The sequence below is a fragment of the Sinorhizobium garamanticum genome, from assembly GCF_029892065.1.
Classification (GTDB): Bacteria; Pseudomonadota; Alphaproteobacteria; order Rhizobiales; family Rhizobiaceae; genus Sinorhizobium; species Sinorhizobium garamanticum.
Window position 1 is genome coordinate 624,107 of the sequence record NZ_CP120374.1, and the last position, 25,159, is coordinate 649,265.

The 25,159-nt window shown below is 59.0% G+C and carries 15 protein-coding genes and 5 pseudogenes; 13 read left to right on the forward strand and 7 right to left on the reverse strand.

The window, feature by feature from the left end; translation table 11 throughout:
- The first annotated feature begins 18 nt into the window (after positions 1 to 18).
- From PZN02_RS22930 to PZN02_RS22970, 9 genes and pseudogenes are all read left to right on the forward strand, one after another.
- Positions 19 to 3,033, forward strand: a complete 3,015-nt coding sequence (locus tag PZN02_RS22930; RefSeq protein WP_280663239.1) for an AsmA family protein — start codon at positions 19 to 21, stop codon at positions 3,031 to 3,033.
- Positions 3,034 to 3,594: 561 nt separating this feature from the next.
- On the forward strand, positions 3,595 to 3,819 hold the full coding sequence (locus PZN02_RS22935; protein WP_280663335.1) for a hypothetical protein: 225 nt from the start codon (positions 3,595 to 3,597) through the stop codon (positions 3,817 to 3,819).
- A pseudogene (locus PZN02_RS22940) lies at positions 3,749 to 4,300 on the forward strand (hypothetical protein); the annotation flags it as partial. The gene PZN02_RS22935 and the pseudogene PZN02_RS22940, both read left to right, overlap by 71 nt.
- An 83-nt stretch (positions 4,301 to 4,383) precedes the next feature.
- Positions 4,384 to 4,977, forward strand: coding sequence for a hypothetical protein (locus PZN02_RS22945; protein WP_280662957.1), 594 nt, complete (start codon positions 4,384 to 4,386; stop codon positions 4,975 to 4,977).
- The gene (locus tag PZN02_RS22950; protein ID WP_280662958.1) at positions 4,970 to 5,908 is read left to right on the forward strand and encodes a nucleotidyl transferase AbiEii/AbiGii toxin family protein; all 939 of its coding nucleotides are present in this window, start codon (positions 4,970 to 4,972) and stop codon (positions 5,906 to 5,908) included. Before PZN02_RS22945 ends, PZN02_RS22950 begins: the two co-directional genes overlap by 8 nt.
- A 244-nt stretch (positions 5,909 to 6,152) precedes the next feature.
- Positions 6,153 to 6,827 (forward strand): hypothetical protein, encoded by a 675-nt coding sequence (locus PZN02_RS22955; protein ID WP_280662959.1) that lies wholly within the window; start codon positions 6,153 to 6,155, stop codon positions 6,825 to 6,827.
- 182 nt (positions 6,828 to 7,009) lie between these two features.
- Entirely contained in the window at positions 7,010 to 7,396 is a 387-nt protein-coding gene (locus tag PZN02_RS22960; protein ID WP_280662960.1) for an ABC-three component system protein, read from the forward strand.
- The gene (locus tag PZN02_RS22965) at positions 7,383 to 7,892 is read left to right on the forward strand and encodes a three component ABC system middle component (RefSeq protein WP_280662961.1); all 510 of its coding nucleotides are present in this window, start codon (positions 7,383 to 7,385) and stop codon (positions 7,890 to 7,892) included. Before PZN02_RS22960 ends, PZN02_RS22965 begins: the two co-directional genes overlap by 14 nt.
- Complete coding sequence (locus PZN02_RS22970; protein WP_280662962.1) at positions 7,889 to 9,823, forward strand: DUF3732 domain-containing protein; 1,935 nt, start codon at positions 7,889 to 7,891, stop codon at positions 9,821 to 9,823. Before PZN02_RS22965 ends, PZN02_RS22970 begins: the two co-directional genes overlap by 4 nt.
- A 12-nt stretch (positions 9,824 to 9,835) precedes the next feature.
- On the opposite strand, the pseudogene PZN02_RS22975 reads toward PZN02_RS22970, so the two are convergent.
- The 6 genes and pseudogenes from PZN02_RS22975 to PZN02_RS23000 all read right to left on the reverse strand — a co-directional run.
- Positions 9,836 to 10,071, reverse strand: a pseudogene (locus PZN02_RS22975) (SMC-Scp complex subunit ScpB); the annotation flags it as partial.
- A 551-nt stretch (positions 10,072 to 10,622) separates the two neighbouring features.
- On the reverse strand, positions 10,623 to 10,868 hold the full coding sequence (locus tag PZN02_RS22980; RefSeq protein WP_280663336.1) for a hypothetical protein: 246 nt from the start codon (positions 10,866 to 10,868) through the stop codon (positions 10,623 to 10,625).
- 91 nt (positions 10,869 to 10,959) lie between these two features.
- Positions 10,960 to 11,193 (reverse strand): annotated as a pseudogene (locus PZN02_RS22985) (MarC family protein); the annotation flags it as partial.
- Positions 11,194 to 11,476: 283 nt separating this feature from the next.
- Positions 11,477 to 15,382: a GH36-type glycosyl hydrolase domain-containing protein gene (locus PZN02_RS22990; RefSeq protein ID WP_425336345.1), complete on the reverse strand. Its 3,906-nt coding sequence runs from the start codon at positions 15,380 to 15,382 to the stop codon at positions 11,477 to 11,479.
- Positions 15,383 to 15,465: 83 nt separating this feature from the next.
- Positions 15,466 to 16,035 (reverse strand): histidine phosphatase family protein, encoded by a 570-nt coding sequence (locus PZN02_RS22995; RefSeq protein WP_280662963.1) that lies wholly within the window; start codon positions 16,033 to 16,035, stop codon positions 15,466 to 15,468.
- Between the two features lie 104 nt (positions 16,036 to 16,139).
- On the reverse strand, positions 16,140 to 17,162 hold the full coding sequence (locus tag PZN02_RS23000) for a class I fructose-bisphosphate aldolase (RefSeq protein ID WP_280662964.1): 1,023 nt from the start codon (positions 17,160 to 17,162) through the stop codon (positions 16,140 to 16,142).
- 446 nt (positions 17,163 to 17,608) lie between these two features.
- On the opposite strand from PZN02_RS23000, the gene PZN02_RS23005 reads away from it, so the two are divergent.
- The 4 genes and pseudogenes from PZN02_RS23005 to PZN02_RS23020 all read left to right on the forward strand — a co-directional run.
- Positions 17,609 to 20,074 carry a phosphoketolase family protein gene (locus PZN02_RS23005; protein WP_280662965.1) on the forward strand — a complete coding sequence of 822 codons (2,466 nt, stop codon included), beginning with the start codon at positions 17,609 to 17,611 and terminating at the stop codon, positions 20,072 to 20,074.
- Positions 20,075 to 20,178: 104 nt separating this feature from the next.
- Entirely contained in the window at positions 20,179 to 21,498 is a 1,320-nt protein-coding gene (locus PZN02_RS23010; RefSeq protein ID WP_280662966.1) for a glucoamylase family protein, read from the forward strand.
- A gap of 151 nt (positions 21,499 to 21,649) precedes the next feature.
- Positions 21,650 to 22,009 (forward strand): annotated as a pseudogene (locus PZN02_RS23015) (ABC transporter ATP-binding protein/permease); the annotation flags it as partial.
- Positions 22,010 to 22,414: pseudogene (locus tag PZN02_RS23020) on the forward strand (transposase); the annotation flags it as partial. It abuts the pseudogene before it with no gap.
- Between the two features lie 138 nt (positions 22,415 to 22,552).
- Here the strand turns inward: PZN02_RS23020 and PZN02_RS23025 are convergent.
- Positions 22,553 to 25,063, reverse strand: coding sequence for a glycogen/starch/alpha-glucan phosphorylase (locus PZN02_RS23025; protein ID WP_280662967.1), 2,511 nt, complete (start codon positions 25,061 to 25,063; stop codon positions 22,553 to 22,555).
- Between the last annotated feature and the right edge of the window lie 96 nt (positions 25,064 to 25,159).

Here is a 25,159-nt window from a genome sequence, read left to right on the forward strand (position 1 = left end):
TTGAAAGATGGAGGGCACATGAAGCGCTTCTTTCTATGTCTTCTGGCGCTCAGTGCGCTCGCTGTCACTTCCATCGTCGTCTTGCCAAGCCTCGTTTCAGGCGACTGGATTCGCGGCGAACTCAGCAGGCAGCTTTCTGCTGCGACGGGCAGTTCAATTTCGCTCAATGGTCCTGTCAGGCTTTCTGCCTTCCCCCATCTCGCGGTTCTAGCTGAAGATGTCACCCTCTCCGCGGAAACGCATGGCGTCACAGCCGAATTCGGGGAGGTTGCAGGTTCTGTGACGCTGTCCTCCCTTTGGTCCGATCGCCTGCACATAAAAGAGATCAAGGTGGATCGACCCATGATCGTACTCGGGGAAGGCTCAGGTCGTGCATCGACGACACAGCCTGGAGGCAACGATCGGACCGAAGAGGGCGACCCACTTGCGGCCCTTGCCACCTTCTTCGAACGAAGCGCGATCGATTCAATCTCGATCGCCGGCGGCACGTTGATACGGAAAGACGCAGCAAGCCCCGAGCAGACCGTGACCGATGTCGACCTTTCGCTTTCGGCGCCCAGCATAGATGGTGAGCTATCTCTTTCGGCGAGCGCCCGAATGGAGGAGCGACGCTACGAGACCACCCTCACCATTTCCTCCTTGCGGTCACTGCTTGAACGCCGGCCAACCGACATGACCGCCTCGTTCCAAGCGGATCCGGTGCCAGCATCCGGCTTCGCGGAGTTCGAGGCAGTCGGGCAAGTGGCCCTCAATGCCAATGGTAGCTATCAGATCCGCGGCGGCAAACTGCGTGCCGGCGAACAGGCGTTTGGCCTGGACGCGCTCTTCATACCAGGCAAGCGTCCCCGGATTCTCGCTGACCTCGATGCTGATCGGTTGGATTTGAGTCCATTTGTCGAGGCGACGTCGGGTTCTTCGCAATCAAAAGCAGGGTCGTCAGACCCCGCCTCCCCCGCAAGCCTGCGATTTCTGGCTGATTTCGACAGCGACATCAGCGTTCACGTCGGCACCTTGACCCTTGGCGACGTCTCGGCCTCCGACGTCTCGCTCGTGGCGAAGCTCAAAGACGGAGAGCTTTCTGCACGGCTCGAGCACTTGGGTATTGATGCGGGCAGCATCGCCGCCAATATCAAAACCGATGTTCACGATGGCGAGCCGACCTTCCAGGGTCATATATCCAGCAACGGCCTCGACATCGGCAGACTGGCATCGTTGATGGAGCAATCGGTCCCACTGTCCGGTGCCCTGACGATAGATACCGCCTTTGCCTTTCGCGGCCTTAGCGAAGATGCCCTCCGAGAAACAATCAATCTCACTGGCAATATTGGCATGCACGACGCGACGTTTGTCGCGCCGAATATAGCTGATGAAAGCATGCGCGAGGTGAAGGCAAAGAAGCTTGCAATCAGGATCGAGGATCTCACAAAGCCGGTGCACCTGTCGGGCACGCTCGCATGGCGGGACAAGCCCCTTGCCGTCGAACTGCAAATCCCCGTCCGGGATCTGCTTCTGAAGAAAAATCCTGGCACAACTGACATCCCTCTCAAGCTTCAGATGCGCATGCCGGACGCATCCTTAGCCATCGATGGCAAGGCTGTCCTTCCGAGTCAGTATGTTGGAAAGCTCGATTTTTCCACGGCTGATCTTGATGCGTTCCTCGCCTGGCTCGGACGGGGCGGGGCAGAGAGCGTCGGCCCGATTGCATTCAAAGGCGAGGTCAGCACCAGCCCAACAGGCGTTTCGTTTGAGCGCGCCATTCTGTCGCTCAACGGCGTGCAAGCGAGCGGGAACGGGTCTGTCCAGTTCACGACGCCACTGAAGATATTCAGCGCCCTCAGCTTTGAGGAACTGAATTTTGCGCGCCTTGCCGGCGCGCAGTCGTCTGCTCCTGAAGCGAAAGCGAAAAAAGCGAAAGGAGACAAGACAAGCCCCGACGTTCCGCTGGATCTCTCTGCGCTCCAGTCGATCGACGCAACGATCAAAGTGGACGCAAAAAAACTCGGATACGGTCGCGTCTTCGCCGGACCGGTTGCAACAAGCCTCATCGTCTCCGATGGTGTCGCAAGCCTTGCCCTTCCAGAAAGCCCGTTTTACGGCGGCCAAGTTACCGCAAGCCTGAAGGCCGATGGCTCCCAGTCGGAACCTTCGATCGCCTTGCAGGCGTCCATTTCGGGAGCCTCGGCAGCGCCGCTTCTGACCGACATGGCAGGCTTCCGGCATCTTGAGGGTGCGTTGCAGGCGGACTTCGACATTGCGGGCGCGGGCGGGACGACCAAGGCGCTCGCAAACACACTTCACGGGACCGCGATTGTCCGCTTTTCGGACGGCGCCATTCGCGGCCTCGATATTGCCGAGGTCTACAACAATCTCGTCGGCCTCATGTCATCAGGTTTCAAACAGGACGAGAAGAACGCAACCACGTTCACCGAACTTGGCGCGTCCTTTACCGTTGAGAGTGGTGTTGCGCGAACCGAAGATATCAAGCTTGTCGGCCCGCTGGTCCGTATGACCGGAAAAGGCGCGGCTAACCTGGCGGAGAGCTCCCTGAAATTTCGTCTCGATCCCCGGGTCGTCGCTTCGCTCAAAGGACAGGGAGCCGAGGTATCGACAGATGGCGTCGGGGTTCCAGTCGTCGTCGAGGGGAGCTTTGCCAATCCGCGGATCTATCCTGATCTCTCCGGATTGTTGAAGGACCCAGGCGCCGCCTTGGCGACATTGAAGAAATTCGGACTGCCAACCGACAAGCTGCGGATTGACGACCTTCTCTCCAAAGGTGCAACCGGCGCATCGGTCAAAGACCTCGTCCGCGGCACCGCAGAAAAGATGCTGAAAGGAGAAGATAACGAGCTTTCCATCGAAGAAATTATTGCCGGCGAGGCGGCAGAGGGCGACCAGGCACTTCCGACAGCGCAGGCCGGCCAGGAGCCTGCCCCGCCCGAGGCGGCAAATGAGCAACCGCAGCAAGGTGCAGAACAGCCCGACCACGAATCGGGCGGCACGCTGAACAACCTATTCAATCAGTTACTTAGATAGAGAGAACCTCGCCTTGAGACGCAGAAGCCTAACGCTACGTCGAGATACAGCTTTCTCGACCATTTTGCCTGCGGACAAGCGGCACCGGCTGCGAAGCCGCAAGGTGGTACTGTCGTCCAAAAGTTGTCGGCTCTCTACACGCCCACAGTCAGCCTACCCCTAGCGCCGTGCGCATCTTTAGACGCACAGGGCTACGGCATGAATCCTCAACGGATTCATGCCGCCAACATGACAAAGAGCGTACCAGGCGCAGGCGCTTCAGCGCCGTAGCCAGTTCGCGCGCAGCTTGACTGGTTAACAGGGCAGCCGCAGGAGGTTTCGCATAGCGCCGCCCGAAGGGCGGAAACCGGGACCGACTGCCCCCGGCAAGCTGCTCCGCTCGGGAAATCCCCAGCCCACCCTCGCCTCCCCTAAAAATCCCGCAAATGCAGGCGTTTGCGAAGATTGCTCTTGGAAAAGCGGTGTGAGAGTTGTACTAAATTTGCGGATTACAACTCGCGCCGACTGCCATTTCCAGAGCCAAAAGGGCCGAATACTGGGCCTTCTTCGGCGTCCTCGGCTATGCGCAAGTTCGGCTTTCCCATCTCGGCCATCGTGCTTTCGACGATGCTGGTGCCGAACTTCGAGGGCTCCTTCCTGCGGTCGATGACCCTCGGCATGGGCGAGCCGAGCATTTTCACGCCTGATCACGGGTGTCAACCACACGACCGAATAAATCAGCCCCTCTGTATCAAACGCCGCGCAGGCCACGAAGGCGAAGACTGGCGTGGCACCAAAGCCGGTTGAAGAATTTCCGAAACCGCTCTTCGATTGGACGGATGATCCGGCGGAATTCCAGCTTGCTCTGATTTATCATATGCGCCGACATGGAGACACGTATTGGCACCTCCATCGCGCCGTGACCGGTGAGAACGGAACCTTCGATCGCACGAACACTGTTGAGCTGGACGAAAGGCACCAAGGTGCCACGGTCGCTGGACAGTTTGATATCCTTTCCAGGATCGAGCGCCGCTATCGCCTGCCAGATGGCTATTTCAAGGGGAAACTGCCCCATCAATCTCGGTCGGCTTCGGGGCATGACGTCGGAAGCGATATCAGTGCCGCCGAACGGCGCCGGCTCGCCTGGCATCTGCCGGACGATTTCAATAACTTGCCCTTCAGCAAGCGCGAAGAAATTCTGGAATGGGTTCGCCGGGTGATTATCTCCGGCTCCACCGATTATCGGCGCTTTCAGGCGGCAGCAACCAGACAGCGATACGCCATCCGGTGCGTTTCCGGCGTGCATGAATTTTAAATGAAAATACTTGCACAATCCTTCCTCTGCCCTATCTTGAAGGTCAGGTGACAAACATGGCCAGATTGGACGAACTGAAACAACATCTGATCCCGGGCAAGGTCTATCGCAGGGCAGACCTGACGCGATGGACCGCCTCTGTGGATCGGGACATCAGGAAGTTGCTGGATGCCGGCGAGCTGACAAAGCTCTCCGGCGGCGTCTACGTGCGCCCGAAACCCACCAGCTTCGGGCGCGCTCCGGCCAGTGACCACGATCTCGTGGAAGCGTTTCTCAAGGACAAGCGGTTTCTGCTGCTGACGCCGAATGCCTATAATGCGCTCGGCGTCGGCGCTACACAGCTTTATAACGAAACCGTTGTGTATAACAGGAAGCGCCATGGCCGCTTCAAGCTTGGCAACCGGGTCTATGATTTCCGGATGAAGCCTGAGTTTCCAGCGGTCGCAACCAAAGAATTCCTACTGGTCGATCTGGTCAACAGTCTTAAGCGGCTTGCCGAGGACGAAACCCAGGTACTGGAACGCGCGAGGGTGGTGGCGAGAGAACTCGATCAGAATGCCTTGCGACAGGCCGCTGAAGACTATGGCGGCGTGCGGGCCAAGAAGTTCTTCAAAGACGTCTTCGCCGAATTGGAAGCTGCTGATGGCTGATTATCTGCATCGGCACCCGGAATTTGCAGACCTGCTTCGCATTGTCGGCGAGGAAATCGGCATTCTCCCTGCCCTCGTCGAGAAAGACTATTGGATCATGCATTGCCTCTTCGGCCTGAAGCAGGCAGGTTACTCCTTCGAATTGAAAGGCGGCACATCGCTTTCCAAAGGCTTCGGAATTATCGACCGCTTCTCCGAAGACATCGATCTCAGGATAAATCCGCCTGAAGGAATGACTGTCGCCGTCGGCCGCAATCAGGACAAACCGAAACAGATCGAAAGCCGGCGGAATTTCTATGACAGGCTGGCAGAAGAAATCTCGATCGACGGAATAACCAGCATTGAGCGGGATCATATCTTCGATGACGAGAAGTTTCGAAGCGGCGGCATCCGCGTGCATTATCCCGCCGCAACCTCCGATGAAACGGACCTGAAGGAAGGCGTTCTCCTGGAAATCGGATTCGACGATGTTACACCAAACCGGCCGGTCGACATCAGCTCATGGGCATACGATTTTGCAGCCGACAAGGTGGACATTGCTGACAATCGCGCGCTCGGTATCGCCTGCTACCATCCCGGCTACACACTAGTGGAAAAGCTTCAGACCATTTCCACGAAATTCCGCAAGCAGCGCGAAACCGAGGAATTCCCCGCGAACTTCCTGCGCCACTATTATGATGTCTACGCGCTTCTCGGAAATACCGAGGTTCTCGAATTTCTCGGCAGCGACCGCTACTTCGCGCACAAGGAAAAGCGGTTCCGGTCTGAGGAGCGGGACCTGACGGTCAATCTAGCCTTCAACATCACTAACGACGCCGTCTTCGCTGAATATCAGGCAGCCTATCGCAGCACGAGGTCCCTATATTATCGAGAGCGTCCCACCTTCGAACAGATCATTGAGCGTATAAGAGAATTCGCGCCGCAGCTTTGATGGAATTGGGGCACAATCGCCTTGAACCGGCTCGCCCCCGACCCCTGGCTGATTTTCTCAAACCATTGATAGGTATGCATGCGATGTGGACGGTAGCGCCCTCTAAGCCAAGGGGCGTTGGCATGACAGACACGAAAAACTCAGTTCAAAGCGGTAGGTAACGCTCTGAAGATTTGTCGGTAAGGACATAAAACATGCTACCGCCCGCCCAACGTTTAGTTGAACATCGTGGAAATTCAATTTTTTGCCTGGAAATTCTTTTCGAAATCACACTACGTTGCTGGGGCAACTTCTTGGAGAGCAGCGCTTGCAAGTAGCCAATCAGTATAATGCATCCGGCTCGCTAGCCGGCTATCTCTATCAATGCAGATTGGCTTTACTTCTTGCGATCCGCGAAATGAAGGTCAAGCCGAATTGCCATATCTCGATTGAAAAGTTCGATGATATAGCTTTCCATGAAGAAGATCTCGCGCATTGCGTCGTCCAAGCCAAGCATCATATCGGTCCGAAGGACGTCACCGATAACAGTGTCGATGTCTGGAAAACCCTTCGCATCTGGATTTCGCAACTGAGGACAGGCTCCTTCTCGAATGCCGACACGCGACGGTTTCTGATCACTACCGCGACGACGCCTGACGATGGAGTCCTCGCCATGCTGCGCGCTAACTGTGGGCCCGCGGAACGCAAGACAGCAAGAGCGGCTGGCGGCGGTGGCGCGCACATCGGCCAACAAGTCATCCGAGGCGGCCGTAACGACTTCCTGGCGCTGACCGACGAGGAAGCCGACGTATTGCTCGCTTCAATTACCGTGGTGGATGGCGCGCCAGATCTGCTCTTGACGAAGTCGAAGGCGAGCTTCGCATCCTATCGGCCAGTTCCGCCGATAAGGTTGCGCAATCACTTGAAGGCTGGTGGCTAGGGGCGGTTGCGAAACGCCTCGTTGGCGTCGAGACAACGGATATTCCGGTACAGCACATTGCAATCAAGGCACAGGAATTTGCCGCACTTTACTGTCCGGTTGGTCTGCCTGTCAGCGATCCCAGTGAATTTGGCGAGCGGCCCTACTCGATCCAAGATGAAGACGAGACCTACGTCAAGCAGATGCGTCTGATCCAGTTGCCGGAGACGGCGATAAAACGCGGAATTCAAGATTTCTACCGGTCGAATACTCAACGAGCGAAATGGGCACGAGAGAACCTTCTACTCGATGGCGACGTCGCGCGATTTGAGGCAAAGCTTCAGGATTCCTGGGGACGCAAATTCGACGAAGAGTGCGGCGACGCCCACACAGCCGATGACGCTTCAAAGAACGCAATGGGGCGAAAGGTTTTTTACTGGGCGAGCCAGCAGCAAATCGAATTCCGCAATGTGATCGAGACCTGGATCACGGCAGGGTCGTTTCACGGGTTGGCGGATCGGGTGAAGGTGGGCTGGCATCCGAACTACTTAGATCATCTTTCGGTCGGAGCTGATAATGCCGCGGCTTGATCCCTGGACCCGGCGCCCGCCTGAAGAAGCGAACCTCTTTGGCCCTTCGTTTCTCTGCGCGCTTTCGCACGAATTTTTGCGCGACTTCACCAAGGACGGCCGCGATGGCGCGTCGCTCTTCTTGCTGATCCTCGCGCTTTCGACCGCCTTGCACCGAAGCAGCCGGGAGCGGCTGCCCTATTCGACGGTCACATCGCTCTATGCCTGGGTGCAGGATAACGAGGATCTGCTCATCGGATTTGCGTCGAGAGCCCAGAACCTCACGCCCTATTTGAAGGAGGCCGTGCTGTTCGGGCTCGCGACAAAGACGATCGCTGTTGATGGCGCGGGAAACCTTCGGCCAGGAGAGCGCCGTGCAACCTTTCCAAAGTCGTTCATGGACGACACCACCGCAGAAACCAAAGAAATCATAGATAGATCGAAGTTCATGGGTAGATGGCTTGCAAAATCCGGATCTGAAACCTCCGTCGCAGCGGCGTTGGGAGTACGCCCATGAGTTTCATCATCAAGGCAATCGTTATCTATAGCCACGCCGGCGAACAGCAGATCGTGCCTTTTCGTGAAACCGGTCTGAATATCATCACGGGCAAATCCAAGACCGGCAAATCGGCGATCATTGATATCGTCGACTACTGCCTTGGTCGCGGCAGCTACAATGTCGCCGAGGGAACGATCCGCAAGAAGGTGTCATGGTTCGGTCTGCACATTGCCAAGGGCGAGGACGAGGTATTCATCGCCCGTGACAACCCAGGTCCGGGCGCCGGCACGGGTTCCATGGTGTTTTTCTGCCGCGGTCGAAACCTCGCCTATCCCTCCCTCGATGAGATAACGAAAAACACCACCGAGGAGAGCCTCAAGGAGTTCGTGACGCGATTTGCGGGGATCCAGGAGAACGAGCACCGACCAACTTCAGGCACCCGCCCGCCATTGGAAGCAGATATCGGACACGCGCTTTGCCTTTGCTTCCAGAAGCAGAACACCATCGCCAGCCAGGACCAGCTCTTCCATCGGATGAACGAGCAGTTCCTGCCTCAAGCGATGAAAGACACCCTCCCCTACTTTCTCGGGGCCGTCGATGAAGATCATTTCCGGCTTTTCGCGGAGTTGGACGAACTCCAAAAGAAGTTGCGGCTTCTGGAAGCTCAGCAGGCCAAGCATGTGCAGGCAGTCGATGTCAGCCGGTCGCGATTGACGAGGATCCTGAACGAAGGAAAGAAGGTCGGACTGATCCGACAGGACTATCAGGCTGTGGACGATAGTGTTTTCGCCTTCCTGGCAAGGATCGGGGAGAGCGCTATCGATCAACCCGACCTCACATCCGATTTCGGGGAGACCATTGCGCGCCTCCGTGGGGAGCAGAGCACGCTGCAGGAGCGTCTGGGAGACCTCAATCAGGACGTTCGAGCCGCGCGAGCCTTTTTCTCCGACCAGACCGAATATTCCCGCGAGGTCAGCGAACAGCGATCCCGCCTAAAGAGCATCGAGCTCTTCAAGACCGACATTGAATCGCCGGACCAATGCCCGTTCTGCGATTCGCAACTGGAATCCCCTATTCCACGCGTTACGCAGGTCCGGGACTCGTTGCGGCGGGTCAGCACCCAGCTTGATGGCCTCTACCGCGACAACCCACATATCCAACGGCATATCGCGGATCTCGAAAGCAAGATTGGCGAAGCCACCGACAATCTGAAGCTGGTTCAAAGGGAGCTACAGCGCGCTGTCCTCGATGATGAGGCAGCCAAGGCCCGTCAGGACCTGATCGTGTCGCGCGGCCGCTTCCTGGGCCGGCTCGCGGAATTTCTTGAATCGATGGCGCCGGATCGGGACGACGTGGAGCTTGCAGCAGAGATCGAGCAGGTCAAAGGCTTGATTGCTGCGGTTCGCTCCCGCATCAACAGCGACGATATTGAGTCACGACTGCAGACGATCCTGAGCTTCATCAGCCAGAAGATGACAGACTATTCCGGCCTGCTCGACCTGGAACACAGTGGAAGCTCGCTGCGGTTGGACGTCAAGAAGCTCACGGTGGTCGCCAATACCTTCGATGGGCCGATCCCGCTGAACCGCATGGGAAGTGGCGAAAACTGGGTGGGCTATCACGTGCTCAGCCACCTTGCGATCCACTGGTGGCTTCGCGAACGGGACCGCCCCGTACCTGGCTTCCTCATTTTCGATCAGCCCACACAAGCCTACTATCCACCGGATATCTCGGAAGGCGGACTCGAGCAGATTGAAAAGGATGCCGATCGGGCCGCTGTGAAAGCCTTGTTCAAGCTGATGGCTCACGCGTGCCAGGAGATCAGGCCTGCCTTCCAGCTGATCGTTCTCGATCATGCTCATCTCACCGATGACTGGTTCGAAGACGCTATCGTAAGGGAATGGCGGGGAGATAGAGCGCTCGTGCCATACCACTGGCAGGAACGATAGTCGCAATGAGAGGCGTGGTCCCAACGACAGGAACCCGTCCCCAGAGCGCGGCGATGGTGTTCCGGCTAACCTCCTTGCCAAAAATTTTTGACAGCTCACCGTGGGAGACCGGCTGGAAATATCCCACCGCCATCAGCACTATTGCCTCGAACTCCGACAGCGCCCGGCCTCTCCTCGCGTCGGCGTCGAAGACGAGCGAATGATCTCTCGGCGAACCTTGGCCGAGTGCGGTGTTGCCAGTCGCCGGCACGATTCTTGAGGCGGCGGCTACCCAGCGCTGGCGATCAGCCCCCGCTTTGCACCTGTCGATTTTGAAGTTTGTGTTTTGCGGCGAGGATTTAGCATTTGATCGTAGCGCTTTGGCGTACTGGATCGTGGTTTTCGGCTATGGTGGATAGTATGGAGTAGTAAATGGTTGCGGGGGCCTGACTGCACGGAGACTTGTAAATTTTTCCGCCTCAAACCGGCTTTACGGCGACAATGTCCGCTTAGCGTCCCTTCCAGACCTTACCTCGGAAGCTGCGATCGACGCGTCTCGACCCAAGGCTGTCATTCGCCGAGAGCACCCGGAATCTCCGGTCTTGACCCCGGAGCGGCCCTTCATTTGCCAATCTCGACTGGCGCCACCTTCCTGAGAACGCGGGCGCAAGCCAAGAGATTGCGTTCAGGACCCCGTGAACGAGACACACGCGTCTTGCTCAACTCCGGAGAAGTTACCGGTCTCCTGTTGCGGCTCGACATTCCGGCTTATATGCCAGCGCCCGGCTCGCCGGCATGTCTTCCGTCCGGACCATAATCTCTAAATCGGGCGTTCCGCGAAGACGCCGATCATTGCCAGGCTGTGTAGGATCACTTGCAAGCCGAGAGCGACCTGAGTAACGCCAAGAACAACGGCAAATACCTGAAGCGCCGTTCCACCAAATTTCAGGATGGTTTCGGCAAACAGCATCGCCGTCCAGTCCAATGCTAGGATTCGCAGCACAGTGCCGCCTACGGTCAACTCGGCGTCGTATCGATTCCCGGCCAGCGTTGCGAACACGATCACCGCTGCAACCCCATAGGGCGTGACTATCGTCGGGGAACGCCAGCGGCGTGAAGGCCAGTTTGAGATCGGGCGGTTGGCTGACCGGTTTCGGGGGATTTGCGGTGCTGGCAGATTGCTGCAGCACTGTTTGCAGAGCCACAAGAAACAGAATCACGCCGCCGGTCAGGGCGAGCACCGGCAATGAGATCTCGAAATTCTCGAGCATGCTGCGTCCGAGCAGACCGGCAAGGGCAAGCGCGGCTGCGGAAAACAGAATCGCTCTTCCCTGCGTCTTGCCCACGAACGGAACCAGAATCTTGATCGGGCCAAGCATCAGGAACAGCATGAGAAAAATTTTGCGTGCACCAAATTCCGGTCCCCCGGGGCCGTTCCGGATGGCACTTGCGCGAATGCGGGCATCGCGAGGAGCACCGAGAGCGCCGCCATCAGGCAAAGTGACGTCAGGCGGTTTCGGCCGAACCGTCGCGGCACGAAAACTTTTGGATCACCGTTGCAGTAGCAGGTGGCAATCGCCATTGCTTTCACCAGAATCCACGCACCTACTGTCCGGGTGGACGGACGCCGTCACAAGCGGAAAAGCCAGTAGAGAGCACTCGGTATCGTGTTCGCTAGCCAATCGCGACACGAACGTCGTGCGTCAGCCCGTCGTCACTAAGTGGAATGATTCCGTCGGCAAGAACGGTTCCGTCCAATGTAACGGAACGCACTCCCCGGCTGGCTTTCTTTGAGTTGTCGAAACGGATGCGGTATGTCGCCGATCCATGCTTGTAGCTCAACTCGTAACCTGACCAACTTGCCGGAACACAGGGCTCAAACCGGAGGGTCTGGTCTTGTCGGCGCAGTCCAAGGGTGGCTTCCAGCGCCACTCGATACAACCAGGCGGCTGATCCGGTGTACCATGTCCAGCCACCACGTCCGGTATGGGGCGGTGCGCCATAGACGTCGGCGCTGACGACATAGGGCTCGACCATGTAATGCTCGGCATCCCGCTTCGTCGAAGCGTGATTGATCGGATTGAGCAGGTTCCAAAGCTCGAGCGCCCGATCGCCGTCTCCCTGGAGTGCGGAAGCGAGCGCGACCCACGTGGCTGCATGGGTATACTGTCCGCCATTTTCCCTTATGCCGGGGACATAGCCCTTGATATAGCCCGGCTGCAGGGATCCCTTGTCGAACGGCGGGTCGAACAACTGGATCAGTTTGTCCCGCCGGCGCACGAGCCTTTCATGGACGGCGCCCATCGCCCTCGACGCGCGCTCGCTGTCGGCACTGCCGGAGATGACGGCCCAAGCCTGTGGAATGGCATCGATCTGGCACTCGTCGTTGGCGGATGAACCGAGAGGCGTGCCGTCGTCAAAATAGGCGCGGCGATACCAAGCCCCGTCCCAGGCGTTTGCTTCCAGGGCAGCGCGCAGTTCCTCGGCCCGTTCGAGGCACCAACTGGCACGGCCTTCGTCGCCGTGCGAAGACGCGGTCGTCGCAAATGACTTCAGTACGGTCAAGAAGAACCAGCCGTTCCAGACGCTTTCGCCTCTCCCCCCGGCTCCGACCTTGTTCATGCCGTCGTTCCAGTCGCCCGTTCCCATCAGCGGCAAGCCGTGGCGGCCGAGCCGGAACCCGTGTTCCAACGCCCGGACGCAGTGCTCGTAGACCGTAGCGGCCTCGTCGCTGCGTTCGGGAATGCCGAAGTGCTCTTCCTGGTCCTCCTTCAGCGCCGGCGATGTGATGAATGGCACCCGCTCATCGAGCAGGCGGACATCGCCAGTGGTCGAAACATAGTGGTGAACCACGAAAGGCAGAAAATACAGGTCATCGGTCATGCGCGTGCGCACCCCGACGCCGGACGGAGGATGCCACCAGTGTTGGACGTCGCCCTCCGTGAATTGGCGGCCGGCCGCCCGCAGAATCTGCGAACGAGTCTCATTCGGCGCACTGTGGACCAATGCCATCACATCCTGGAGCTGATCCCTGAAGCCGAACGCGCCTCCGGACTGATAGAACGCGGAGCGCGCCCAGACTCGACAAGCGAGCACCTGGTACAACAGCCACCGATTCATCATCAAGTTCAAGCCGATGTCCGGCGTTGAAACCTGCACGGCATTGAGAATGTCGTCCCACTGGCGAGATGTGGCGGCGAAGCTTTCACGAGCACGGCCGACGTCGGCGTGGTCGCCAACAAGCCGGCGGACCTCGTCGAGCCCTGCTGCCTGTCCAAGAACAAAGATAATCTCCTTGCTCTCGCCGGGTGCCAACGAAATACCTACCATCAGTGCTCCGCAGGGATCTTGCAGGGGACCGAAACTTTCCCCCAGGCTGGTTCGCTCCAAGGCCGCCGGCCGAAAAACGGAACCGTATCTGCCCAGAAACTCTGTGCGATCTGCCGTGGCGGAATTCGCGGCTGGGCTGGCGGCCACAAACGCCAGATTTCCAGCAAAGTCGGCGGCCCATGGGTTCCGCGCCACGATGGCTCCCGAATGGGCATCGCGTTCGCAGACGACCTGCATCGCAGCGTCTTCACGATGTGTCCCCAGAACCCACTCGACGTAATACGTTGCCGACAGATGCCGACTTTGGGAGTCATTGTTGGTCAACCCGAGACGAACGAGCTTGATCTCGCCGTTCGGCGGGACATGCACGGTCAACGTCTGCTGGAGCTTTCGGCTGTCACTTTCATAGCGGCTGTAGCCCTGGCCATGATGAACAGTCACGAACGCCCGATGTCCGAGCGGCAAGGGCGTTGGCGTCCAGACCTCTCCGGTCTCTTCGTCCCGCAAGTAAACGACCTCGCCAGGCGTGTCTGAAACCGGGTCGTTCGACCAAGGCGTCAGCCGGTTCATCTGGCTGTTGACGGACCATGTATAGCCAAGCCCGGCTTCGGTCGTCAGGCAGCCAAGCCTCGGGTTTGCGATGACGTTGCTCCAGGGTGCCGGGGGCAGCGCCGGCGGTTGCGATTTGACCCCGTCTACTGCAACGACGTATTCACGTCCGTCAGCGGTGAAGCCTCCGAATCCATTCCAAAACAGCAAATCCTTGTCCGGGGCGGCAGTGGGTTCCGCGAGTACCTGGCTTGCTCGAGATGCCGTCATCTTTGAGGAAGGCCATGCGACCGAGGATTGCCGATCAAGCTGAATGGCGAGTGAGCCCGATTTACTCGACAAGACGACGCGCGCGGCGGCGGCGACCGTTTCCACATGATCGTCGGAGGCGGTGGCCGCTGGCAAGACAAAGATTCCTCCACGCTTGCCCAGCATTTCGGCTTCCGAGCCGGCTTGCAGTTTCCTGATCAGTCGCCTCGTGCTGCTGGCGCCACGCTCATCAAACAAGACAAGGTCAAATGGCAGAGCTCGGCGGCGGCAGAAGTCGTGCGCAATCGTGACCTCACGAACAAGGGCCTCGTTGCTGTCGCTATCGATGCGAACCAACACGATCGGAAGATCGCCGGAAATTCCATGAGACCACAGGGTCGCTCGGTCCAATCGACTTTTCTTGAAGAGAACCGTCCGCCGCGTGGTCGGATTAGCAAACGCGATACTGCCCGCCAGGCGGTTAAATCGGGAGACCTTGTTTGCAGTCAGCTTCAAGTCGCGACGTTCGGTTTGATAATTCTCCAGCGCGTCAGAGAATGTCTCATCGACCGCATCGATACTCGAGTATCGCTCGGCGATTGCCCGGACTGCCAGTTGGTTGTCGGCGGCTCCCGTCACGAAAGCTACGCGCGCGATGGCGCCTGGCTCCAGATTGACTTTCCGTCGGAGACAGAAGACCGCATCGAGTACGGGGCCTGTCGTCCTGGAAAGCGTTGTGCCTGCGTCAAATGCCGCGGGATTTTCCGGCGTGCGGCCGCGTCCGAGGAATCTCAGTCTATCGGTCTCATACTCGAGCACCTCGCCGACCTGCTGACTAGATGAGGAAACATGAATTGCCCAGACTGGTCTTTCTTCTGCATGGCGCGGCCTGCGACGCGCAAACAGGGCGCCCGTAACATCGTCGTAGTCTGTTTCCACGAAGAGCTTGGCAAACGCCGGGTGCGCCCTGTCCGCGCGGCGATTGTTCAGGCAGACCTCAGAATAGCTGGTGAATTCGAGGCTTCGTTTCCTCTTGCCATGGTTGACGACCGTAAGCGCCCGCACTTCTGCGTCGGCATCTGGTGCGATGCAGACTTTCCAGGAAATATCGATGTCTTCGGCACCACAGCGGAACTCGGCCCTGTCTCCATGAAAAGCGTGCTCGTAGATGTTCGCAGGTCGGAAGACTGGTTGCTTTCCGATGGACCACAGCGTGTTGTTTGCCAGGTCTCGAACGAAGCAAAACTGCCCCCAGCAATCTCGTGTGACGTCCTCCCGCCATCGAGTAACGTCAAGATCCCCCCACGTGCCGCAACCGGCACCTGCGGCAGTGACCATAACGCTGTAGCGACCGTTGGAGAGCAATGCGATCGCATGCCCGGAATCCATCACCTCGGGAGCGCTACTGCGTCTCGCCGTAGACACGTCATGGCCGTCGACCGATTTTGCCATCAACGTTTTCCTACCTTAACGACAAGTCGGATCGCCGACTCAGCCTGCGCAAGGGCGATGCCACCCCAGCGCTCCGCAGGATGCTAGCCAGCGAGGTGTCCATTCCAGATCCTCACTGCGGGTATCTCGTGGTAGTAGGCGAGAACGCTCAACGTGCCCGTATTCAGGAGAAAATGCTGTCCTGCACGCGGTGACAACCCAATCCATCTCGCCGCGAGCACGCGCAGCACGTGCCCATGTGCGAAGAGGGCAACATCGCCGTCAGCAGCTCGCGCCCGGGCCACGACCTGATCCACACGAGCACCAACTTGCGACGGTGTCTCGCCGCCCGGGCATCCATCCCGGAAAATCAACCAGTCCGCTCTTTTGGCCTCGATTTGAAGAGGCGTCAGGCCCTCGTATTCGCCGTAATTCCATTCCTTCAAGCCTGGATCGACGATGGCCCTCTCGCCGAGGCCCGCCAAGTCACAAGTCTCCCGGGCGCGCTGCAGCGGGCTTACGAGAACGAGCGCAAACGTCTGCCTAGACAGCACTGGCCGCATCCTTTCCGCCTGTCGTCGTCCGTTATCGGTCAAGGCGACGTCTGTTGTGCCGGTGTGCTGTCCGCTTAGGCTCCACTCAGTCTCCCCATGCCTGATCACGAATACGTTCACGTCCAGCCCTCCTGGCTCAGACGTTGCAGGGTGCCGACCAGCCGGCGCCAGCATGCGCCGCCAGCGGAATCACTGGTCGCACGACTGGCCGTGATACCGGTGCACTACCCGCCGGCTGATATCGCCTCCATCTGATCGGTGTACGTCCCGAGACTGGCCGCCCCGTTGCAGCGAGCCCGGTGGTAAAGAGCCTGCTGACCCAGCTTCAGGTTCTCGTCGCGCCCATGCCACGCCGTCAACGCCGGATCCTGGAGTGCGCGCCCATAGGAAAAACTAATGTTCCAGGGCTTGGGGCCGGGCAGTCGGTTGATCGCGTTGAGGTGAGCGGTGGCAGTCCGGTCGTCCTGGCCGCCCGACAGGAACACGATGCCGGGGACCGCCGCGGGGACGTGCCGACGCAAACAGCGGAGTGTGGCGACTGCAACCTCCTGCACCTTAGCCGGACGAGAGCACGCCTCGCCCGCGATCACCATGTTGGGCTTGAGCAGCATGTGCTCCAGCACGACACGCTGCTCGAAGAGGGCCTGGAACACGGCGTGAAGGACCACGCCAGTGACCTCTTCGCAGCGCTCGATTGTGTGCGATCCGTCCATCAACACTTCCGGTTCGACGATCGGCACGAGATGCTGCTCCTGACAGAGCGCAGCGTATCGGCCCAGGGCGTGTGCATTGGCACTCACGCATGCGGTGCTCGGCAGGCCGTCCGCAATACGAATGACTGCCCGCCACTTCGCGAAGCATGCCCCCATACCGCGGTACTCGGAAAGGCGGTCCCGGAGTCCGTCGAGCCCTTCGGTGATCTTCTCGTCGGAGGAGCCGGCGAGATGCTTTGCGCCGGTATCGACCTTGATGCCAGGAAGGATTCCCTGGTCGGAAAGGAGCTGGGCGAGCGGTACTCCACCCGAGCTCTTTTGGCGGATAGTCTCGTCGTACATGATGACTCCGCTGATGAACTCTGCCGCGCCCAAGAAGAGCATTTCACGGTAGGTGCGTCGGCTTTCCTCGGTGGATTGGATTCCAAGCGCGTCGAACCGCTTGGTCAAAGTGGGGACGGTTTCATCCGCCGCCAGAATGCCCTTCCCCTTTGCGACTAGCGCCGTCGCGATGCTCCCCAGATCGTGATTCATCGTGCATCCTCTGGTCTTTTAGACAATATCAGTCGAGATCAGAACTGGCTATGACTTCGATCAAGAGGGCGCGAAATTGAACTTCGCGTGGCCAGCTCCAACGCATGCCGCGACGATCAGTACTTCGTCTGTTGGGACAATGAGCAAGACGATGCGGCGTTTACGTTCGAAGTCGGTAGCTCTGCCGTTGTATCGGCGGGTGAATGGATCTGGCTTCAGGATGCGTGCTTCGCTGTGCTGCGTCGACCAAATCTTCGTGCCCCAAAGGCATCTGCAACGCTGCATTTCGCGGTCCGAGTCGTGGTGCCATTTATGTCCGAACTGGACAGCCGAATTGATTCAACGCAGTGCCCAGTCGATGAAATTGAAGTAACATTCTCTATTCGCTCCATGGCTGCCCAGCCGCAGCATGGAACGGCGCACGCTTATCTCAGGAGGAGCGACCCATGTCTTCCACCAAGACTGCAACCGGCAAGGATCACGGCACTGTCGAGAATTCAGCGGCGACTCGTCCTCTGTCGACTGAGGAACTGCATCTGATCGATGCTTACTGGCGGGCTTCCAACTACCTCTCTGTTGGCCAGATCTACCTGCTCGACAACCCGCTGCTCAGAGAGCCGCTGAAGCGCGAGCACATCAAGCCGCGATTGCTCGGCCATTGGGGGACTTCCCCCGGCCTCAACATGCTCTATGTGCACCTCAACCGGGTCATCAAGCGCGACGACCTCAACATGATCTACGTCATAGGCCCCGGCCACGGCGGGCCGTCACTCGTCGCTCACGCCTACCTCGAAGGCACCTACAGCGAGGTCTATCCGAATATCAGCCAGGATGTGGCGGGCATGAAGCGGCTTTTCAAGCAGTTCAGCTTCCCCGGCGGCATACCGAGCCACGTCGCGCCCGAGACACCCGGCAGCATCCACGAGGGCGGCGAGCTCGGATATGCGCTCAGCCATGCCTATGGCGCGGCATTCGATAACCCCGACCTGATCGTCGCCTGCGTCGTCGGCGACGGGGAAGCCGAGACCGGGCCGCTTGCCACCGGATGGCAGGGCAACAAGTTCCTCAACCCGGCCCGCGACGGCTGCGTGCTGCCGATCCTGCACCTGAACGGCTACAAGATCGCCAACCCCTGCTTCCTCGCCCGCATTCCCGAGGAAGAATTGCGCAAGTTCTTCGAGGGCATGGGTTACAGGCCCTATTTCGTCGAAGGCCGTGATCCCGAGGACGTCCACCAGAAGCTCGCAGGCGTGCTCGACACCGTGGTCGGCGAAATCAAGGAAATCTGGGCCAATGCCCGCACGAACGGCAATCTCAAGCGCCCGGCATGGCCGATGATTGTCTTCCGGACGCCAAAGGGCTGGACATGCCCGCCGGAGATCGATGGCAAGAAATGCGAGGACTACTGGCGATCGCATCAGGTGCCCATGGGCGAGATGGACAAGCCGGAGCATATCCGCATTCTCGAACAATGGATGAAAAGCTACCGGCCCGAGGACCTTTTCGACGAGACTGGCCGGCTCAAGTCCGAAATCGCGTCCCTCGCTCCTGAGGGCCATCGCCGAATGAGCGACAATCCGCATGCCAATGGCGGGCTCGTTTTGCGTGATCTGAAGATGCCGGACTTCAGGGATTACGCCGTGGAGGTCACCAGCCATGGCGCGACTATGGCCGAGTCGGCCCGCGCGATGGGCAAGTTCCTGCGCGACGTGATGAAGGCGAACATGGAGAGCAAGAACTTCCGGCTGTTCAGCCCGGACGAGAACAACTCCAATCGCTGGCAGGATGTGCTTGAGGTGACCAACCGCTGCTACATGGCGGAGATCTATCCGGAAGACGACCATCTCTCGCCGGATGGCCGTGTCATGGAGGTGCTCAGCGAGCACCAGTGCCAGGGATGGCTGGAAGGCTACCTGCTCACCGGCCGCCACGGCTTCTTCTCCTGCTACGAAGCCTTCATCCACATCATCGACTCGATGTTCAACCAGCACGCCAAGTGGCTGAAGGTGTGCAACGAGATCCCGTGGCGCAGACCCATCGGATCGCTGAACTATTTCTTGAGTTCCCATGTCTGGCGGCAGGACCACAACGGCTTCAGCCATCAGGATCCGGGCTTCATCGACCACGTCGTCAACAAGAAGGCGGACGTGATCCGCGTCTACCTGCCGCCGGATGCCAACACGCTGCTGTGCGTGACGGACCACTGCCTGCGCAGCCGCGACTACGTCAACTTGGTCGTCGCCGGCAAGCAGCCGGCACCGCAATGGCTGACGATGTCGGAGGCCGTCCGCCACTGCGCCATGGGCGTCAGCATCTGGGATTGGGCGAGCAGCGACAAGGGCAGCGAACCGGATGTCGTCATGGCCTGCTGCGGCGACGTTCCGACGCTTGAAACGCTGGCGGCGGTGCAATTGCTCCGCGAGCATCTGCCGGAGTTGAAGGTCCGCGTCATCAATGTCGTCAACCTGATGAAGCTGCAGCCGGCGGAAGAGCATCCGCATGGGCTGTCGGACCGCGATTTCGACGGCCTGTTCACGAGGGACAAGCCGATCATCTTCGCCTTCCACGGCTACCCGTGGCTGATCCACCGGCTCACCTATCGCAGAAAGAACCACCCCAACCTTCATGTGCGCGGCTACAAGGAGGAAGGCACGACCACGACCCCGTTCGACATGGTGGTGCTGAACGAGCTCGACCGGTTCCACCTCGTCGAGGACGTCATCGACCGGCTGCCGCAACTCGGTGCGCGCGCGGCCTATTTCAAGCAGGCAATTCACGCGAAACTGATCGAGCATCGCGAATATATCGAAAAATATGGCGACGACATGCCTGCGATCATCGGATGGAAATGGGGCCCGAAGAGTGAAGCCGGCAAATTTCAGGGAACGTCTACTGAAGGGGACAATGTTTAAGGACAACTCGTGTCCGAGATTCACGAGTGATAGTACCGATAGTTTAGTCTTCCATGGACATCGACCGCATTGTCCTCAGGAGACCGCCTGACGGAGCAGAAGCCATGCCCGAGATGCTCTCGACCGACGCCGATCTCCACGGGCAGCCGACCGAGGAGAACCTTGGGCGACTACAGTTCACGACATTGCTCTACTACCTGCAAGTCACCAATCCGGACAACGGCCTGGTTCGTGACAAAACGGACCCGAGGGCCCCGGCAAGCATCGCGGCAATCGGCATGGCGCTGGCCACAATTCCCGTTGTCGTGGAACGCGGCGTCATCATCCGCGAATTCGCGGCCAAGATCACTCGCAAGCGATTGCGGTTCTTGATCGAGCTTCCACAGGGACCAGAGCCGGACGCTTCTGGCTACAAAGGCTTCTTCTACCATTTCCTCGACATCGAGACCGGCGGCCGGGTCTGGCAATCCGAATTATCGACCATCGATTCGGCCTTCCTCTTCGCCGGCGCACTGACCGTTGCCACCTATTTCGACCAGGACACGGCCGACGAAGCGGAGATTCGGCAACTTGCCACGGCGCTTTACGAGCGCGCCGACTGGAACTGGGCTCGCGATCACGGCCCCACCCTCACTCACGGCTGGCGGCCGGAAAGTGGGTTCATTCCTTACCGGTGGCGCGGATATGATGAGGGAATGCTTCTCTATATCCTCGGCTTGGGGTCGCCGACCTATCCCTTGCCCGCAGAATCCTACACCGCCTATACGGAAAGCTACGAATGGAGGAATATGTTCGGCCGCGAGCTGCTCTATTCGGGCCCACTCTTTACGCACCAGCTTTCCCATATGTGGGTTGATTTTCGCGGCATCCGCGACGCCTTCATGCGCGAGCACGATAGCGACTACTTCCAAAACAGCCGACAGGCGACGTTCGTGCAGCAGGAATATGCGATTCGCAATCCGATGGATTTCGTCGGTTACGGCGCGCACTGCTGGGGGTTCACCGCAAGTGACGGGCCTGGTTGGGTCACGCGAGTGGTCAACGGCGTCAAGCGGGAGTTCTTTGATTACATCGCGCGCGGCGCGCCATTCGGGCCTGATGACGGGACGGTTTCGCCATGGGTTGTTATCGCTTCGCTGCCATTCGCTCCTGAAATCGTCATTCCGACAGCCCGCAACTTTGCCCGAATGAACCTCGGCATGACGCGACTGTACGGTTTCAAACCGTCTTTCAATCAGTCATTTGTGGTGGAAGACAGTCCCACCGGATGGTGGGTCACTCCGTACCACTTTGGCATCGACCAAGGACCGGTTGTGCTAATGGTTGAAAACTACCGGACGGGCTTGCTCTGGGACATTATGCGCCGATGCGAACCCATTGTGACGGGGCTGCGCAAGGCCGGGTTCACCGGGGGCTGGCTGTGACACGCATGCTCATGGAAGGGCGGAAGGTCTGCCGCTCGAGTTACCTCTTCGCGCTCGCCTCCCTTTCGTAACCCGTCCTCGAACTGCCCGGCCGCTACTGCCGCCTTTTGCATCTCGGATAACACGCGCGGGGCTGTAGAGCGCAGACTGCTTGAGTCGTCGGAAGCGACCGACATGGAACAACGAACAACAGCAAATTCCGCTCAAGGTAACCGCAGCTCGCTTTGTGCGCACTGTCAGGATTTTTGCGAGTTCCGAGGTCGGACTCAAAGCAAAGCTCCTGTTTGCCGCACTGATAGCGCTGCTTTGCGGGCTGAATGCCCTTAACGTCGTAAACAACTACGTCGGCCGAAACTTCATGACTGCGATTGCCGATCGCCAGATGGCTGAATTCATCCGGCAGGCGATCCTTTACGTCGCTGTTTTCGCGGCTCTCACGGTCGTCGGTGTCTTCGCCCGTTTTGCCGAAGAACGACTGGCATTGCTTTGGCGCGAATTCCTTACCCGGCGCATTGGCCGCTCGAAGGGTGGCATGACCACCAAGATCCTCGCGTTGAGCGACGCGCTCGGCAATCTTGTGCGCTTCGAACTCCTGCCGGCCATCGCTTCGACACGGTCGGCGTCGAGCCGCTGATCGAAGGCATCGATTTCGGTGGCCTCATCGCCGACAAGGCATTCGACAGCGATGCCATCATCGCCGATCTCAACGCGCGGTGCCAAGATCGTCATCTCTCAACACCCAAGACGCGCGAGACCACTGCCGCTCGATCGCGAACTCTACAAATGGCGGTATCTCATCGAAAACTTCTTCTGTAGGCTCAAGGAGTTCAAGCGCATCGCCATGAGAGCCGACAAAACCGACCAGAGCTTCTCCGCAATAATCTATCTCGCAGCCGCCGTCATCAATTCACGATGAATCCCCACGGGCCTTAGAGCGTCGGATTGAAATCCGAAGCGGCCGCATTCTTACGATTAACTGCCCGCGACAGCAGCATTTCAAAGTGCTACAGCGAGCCGTGTGCGTTCTAAAGGGACGCGCGGCTGTGTAGTGAAGTCAAGGTATGGGGCAAGGTCTCGCGTCCCAGATTTCGGCCGCATATTCGGCGATCGTGCGGTCGCTTGAGAACCTTCCCGAATTCGCGACATTGAGCAGCGCTTTCCGGGTCCATGCTCGAGAATCGCCATAAAGCGACTGCAACCGCTGGTCCGCTTCCAGATACGAGGTGAGGTCCGCCAAATGCCTGAAGACGTCGCCGCTCGTCAGAAGGACATTGCGGAGCGCATCGACGACATCGGGATCATAACGGCAAAAATGCCCGGACAGGATCAGGTCCAGCACCGCGCGGGTTTCGGGTTCGTTGTCGTAGTGCCAACGCGGATTGTACCAGCCGCGGCTCCCCGCGACCTCGTCCGCCGTCAGCCCGAACAGGAAGAAATTCTCCTCGCCCGCCGCCTCGGCCATTTCGATCGTCGCTCCATCGCGGGTACCGATCGTCAGTGCGCCATTCATCATGAACTTCATGTTGCTGGTGCCACTCGCTTCATATCCAGCCGTCGAAATCTGGTTGGAGACGTCGCTGGCGGGGATGAGACGCTCCGCCAGCGATACACAGTAATCCGGCAGGAAGACGACCTTGAGACGCCCGCGCACCACGGGGTCGGCGTCTATCGTGGCGGCGAGATTGTTGAGGAATTTGATTATGATCTTCGCCACATGGTAAGCGGGCGCCGCCTTTCCCGAGAAGAAGAAGGTGCGCGGCGCTATATCGACGCCGGGATCTTCGCGGATGCGGTTGTAGAACGCCACGATCCTCAGCGCGTTCAGTAATTGCCGCTTGTATTCATGTATGCGTTTGACCTGGCTGTCGAAGATCGCCTCGGGATCGACAATGATCCCGGCGCTTGCTCTCAGCCAATCGGCAAAGCTGCGCTTCGCCATCCGCTTGGCCTCGCGCGCGGCATCGAGAAAACCGCTGTCGTCGACGAGCGGCTTCATTTTTTCGAGTTCCGCAAGATTTGTGATCCATCCATCGCCGATGCATTCGCTTATGCAATGGGCAAGGTCAGGATTCGACATCAGAAGCCAACGTCGTGGCGTCACGCCATTCGTCTTGTTGTTGAACCGGCCGGGGAATATCTCCGCGAGGTCTTTGACGGTTGTTTCGCGCAGCAGCCTCGAATGGATCTTGGCAACCCCGTTGGTGCTGTGCGAGCCGACAATGGCAAGATTGGCCATGCGAACCAGGCGCTCGCCACCTGGCTCGATCAGGCTCGCCCGGTCGACGCGGCCCTGGTCCCCGGGGAAACGGGCGAGGATCTCGTCCCGTAGCCGCCGGTCGATCTCGAGAATGATCTCTAGGTGGCGCGGCAGCATCAATTCAAACCAGCGCAGCGGCCATTTCTCCAGCGCCTCGGGCAGAAGCGTGTGGTTGGTGTAGGCGAGACAACGCCGCGTGAGATCCCAGGCGTCATCCCAGCCCAAGTCCGCTTCATCGAGCAAGATGCGCATCAGCTCCGCAACCGCGAGGCTCGGATGCGTGTCGTTGAGCTGGATGGCTACCTTGTCGGGCAGCAGATGCCAATCGGAGTTATTCAAGCGAAAGCGCCGGATGAGGTCGGCCAGCGAACATGCGACCAGGAAATATTCCTGAACGAAACGAAGGCCCTGTCCCATGCTGGTCGAATCGTCGGGGTAAAGGACCCGCGTGACGGTCTCGGCCGTCAGCCTCTGCGCCAGCGCGCTGACGAACTCACCGGCGCTGAAGGCCTGGAAGTCGAAGCTTTCCGGCGTTGCGGCGGCCCAAAGCCGCAGCGTGTTAATAGTGCTGCCGCCAAAACCCACGATCGGCCGGTCGTGCGGTATGCCGAGCAGGTGGGACGGCATACCGACATACGCCCGCAAATTCCCGCCGCGAACCTCGAAGGAGCAGCCAAGCCTGATCTCCACCGCATCCTGCGGTCGGGCGACCTCCCAAGGATCCGGCCGGCGCAACCAGTTGTCCGGCTGCTCGCGCTGCCAGCCATCGACAATCGTCTGCTTGAAAATCCCATATTCGTAGCGCAGCCCGTAGCCCATCGCCGGCAGTTGCATGGTCGCCATCGAGTCCAGGAAACAGGCCGCGAGCCGGCCAAGACCGCCATTGCCCAGACCGGCGTCGGGCTCCTCGGCGAGTATGGCCAATTCGTCTATATGCTTCTGTTCGAACAGCCGCCTGGCGAGGGGGCCGAGACCGAGATTGAGAATGTTGTTGCTGAGTGATCGCCCGATCAGGAACTCCATGGACAGATAATAGACCCACTTGGGTTTCTCTCTGCCGTAGGTGTGCTCCGTACGTTGCCAGCGCTGCGAGAGCACATCTCTGACCGATCGGGCAATCGCCTCGTAACGCTCGCGGCTGCCTGCGTCCTCCGGGGCGATAACGTTGTCGAAGAGTAAATGACGCTCATAGAGCCCGTCGTGGCTTCCCCTGAATTTGATCGGCCCGCAGCCATAGTATGTGGGCAACTCGTGCGAGGTGGGAGACTTGGAGTTTTGCGGCCGGGCCTCTGCTTTCTCGTTGCTCATAGAGATGCCCCCTTAACCGTCTGTAGCGGGACCTTCGGCCCCGGCGGCCTCAAGTGATTGGAATTGCTTTCGGTATCACGACGATGGTGGCGCGCT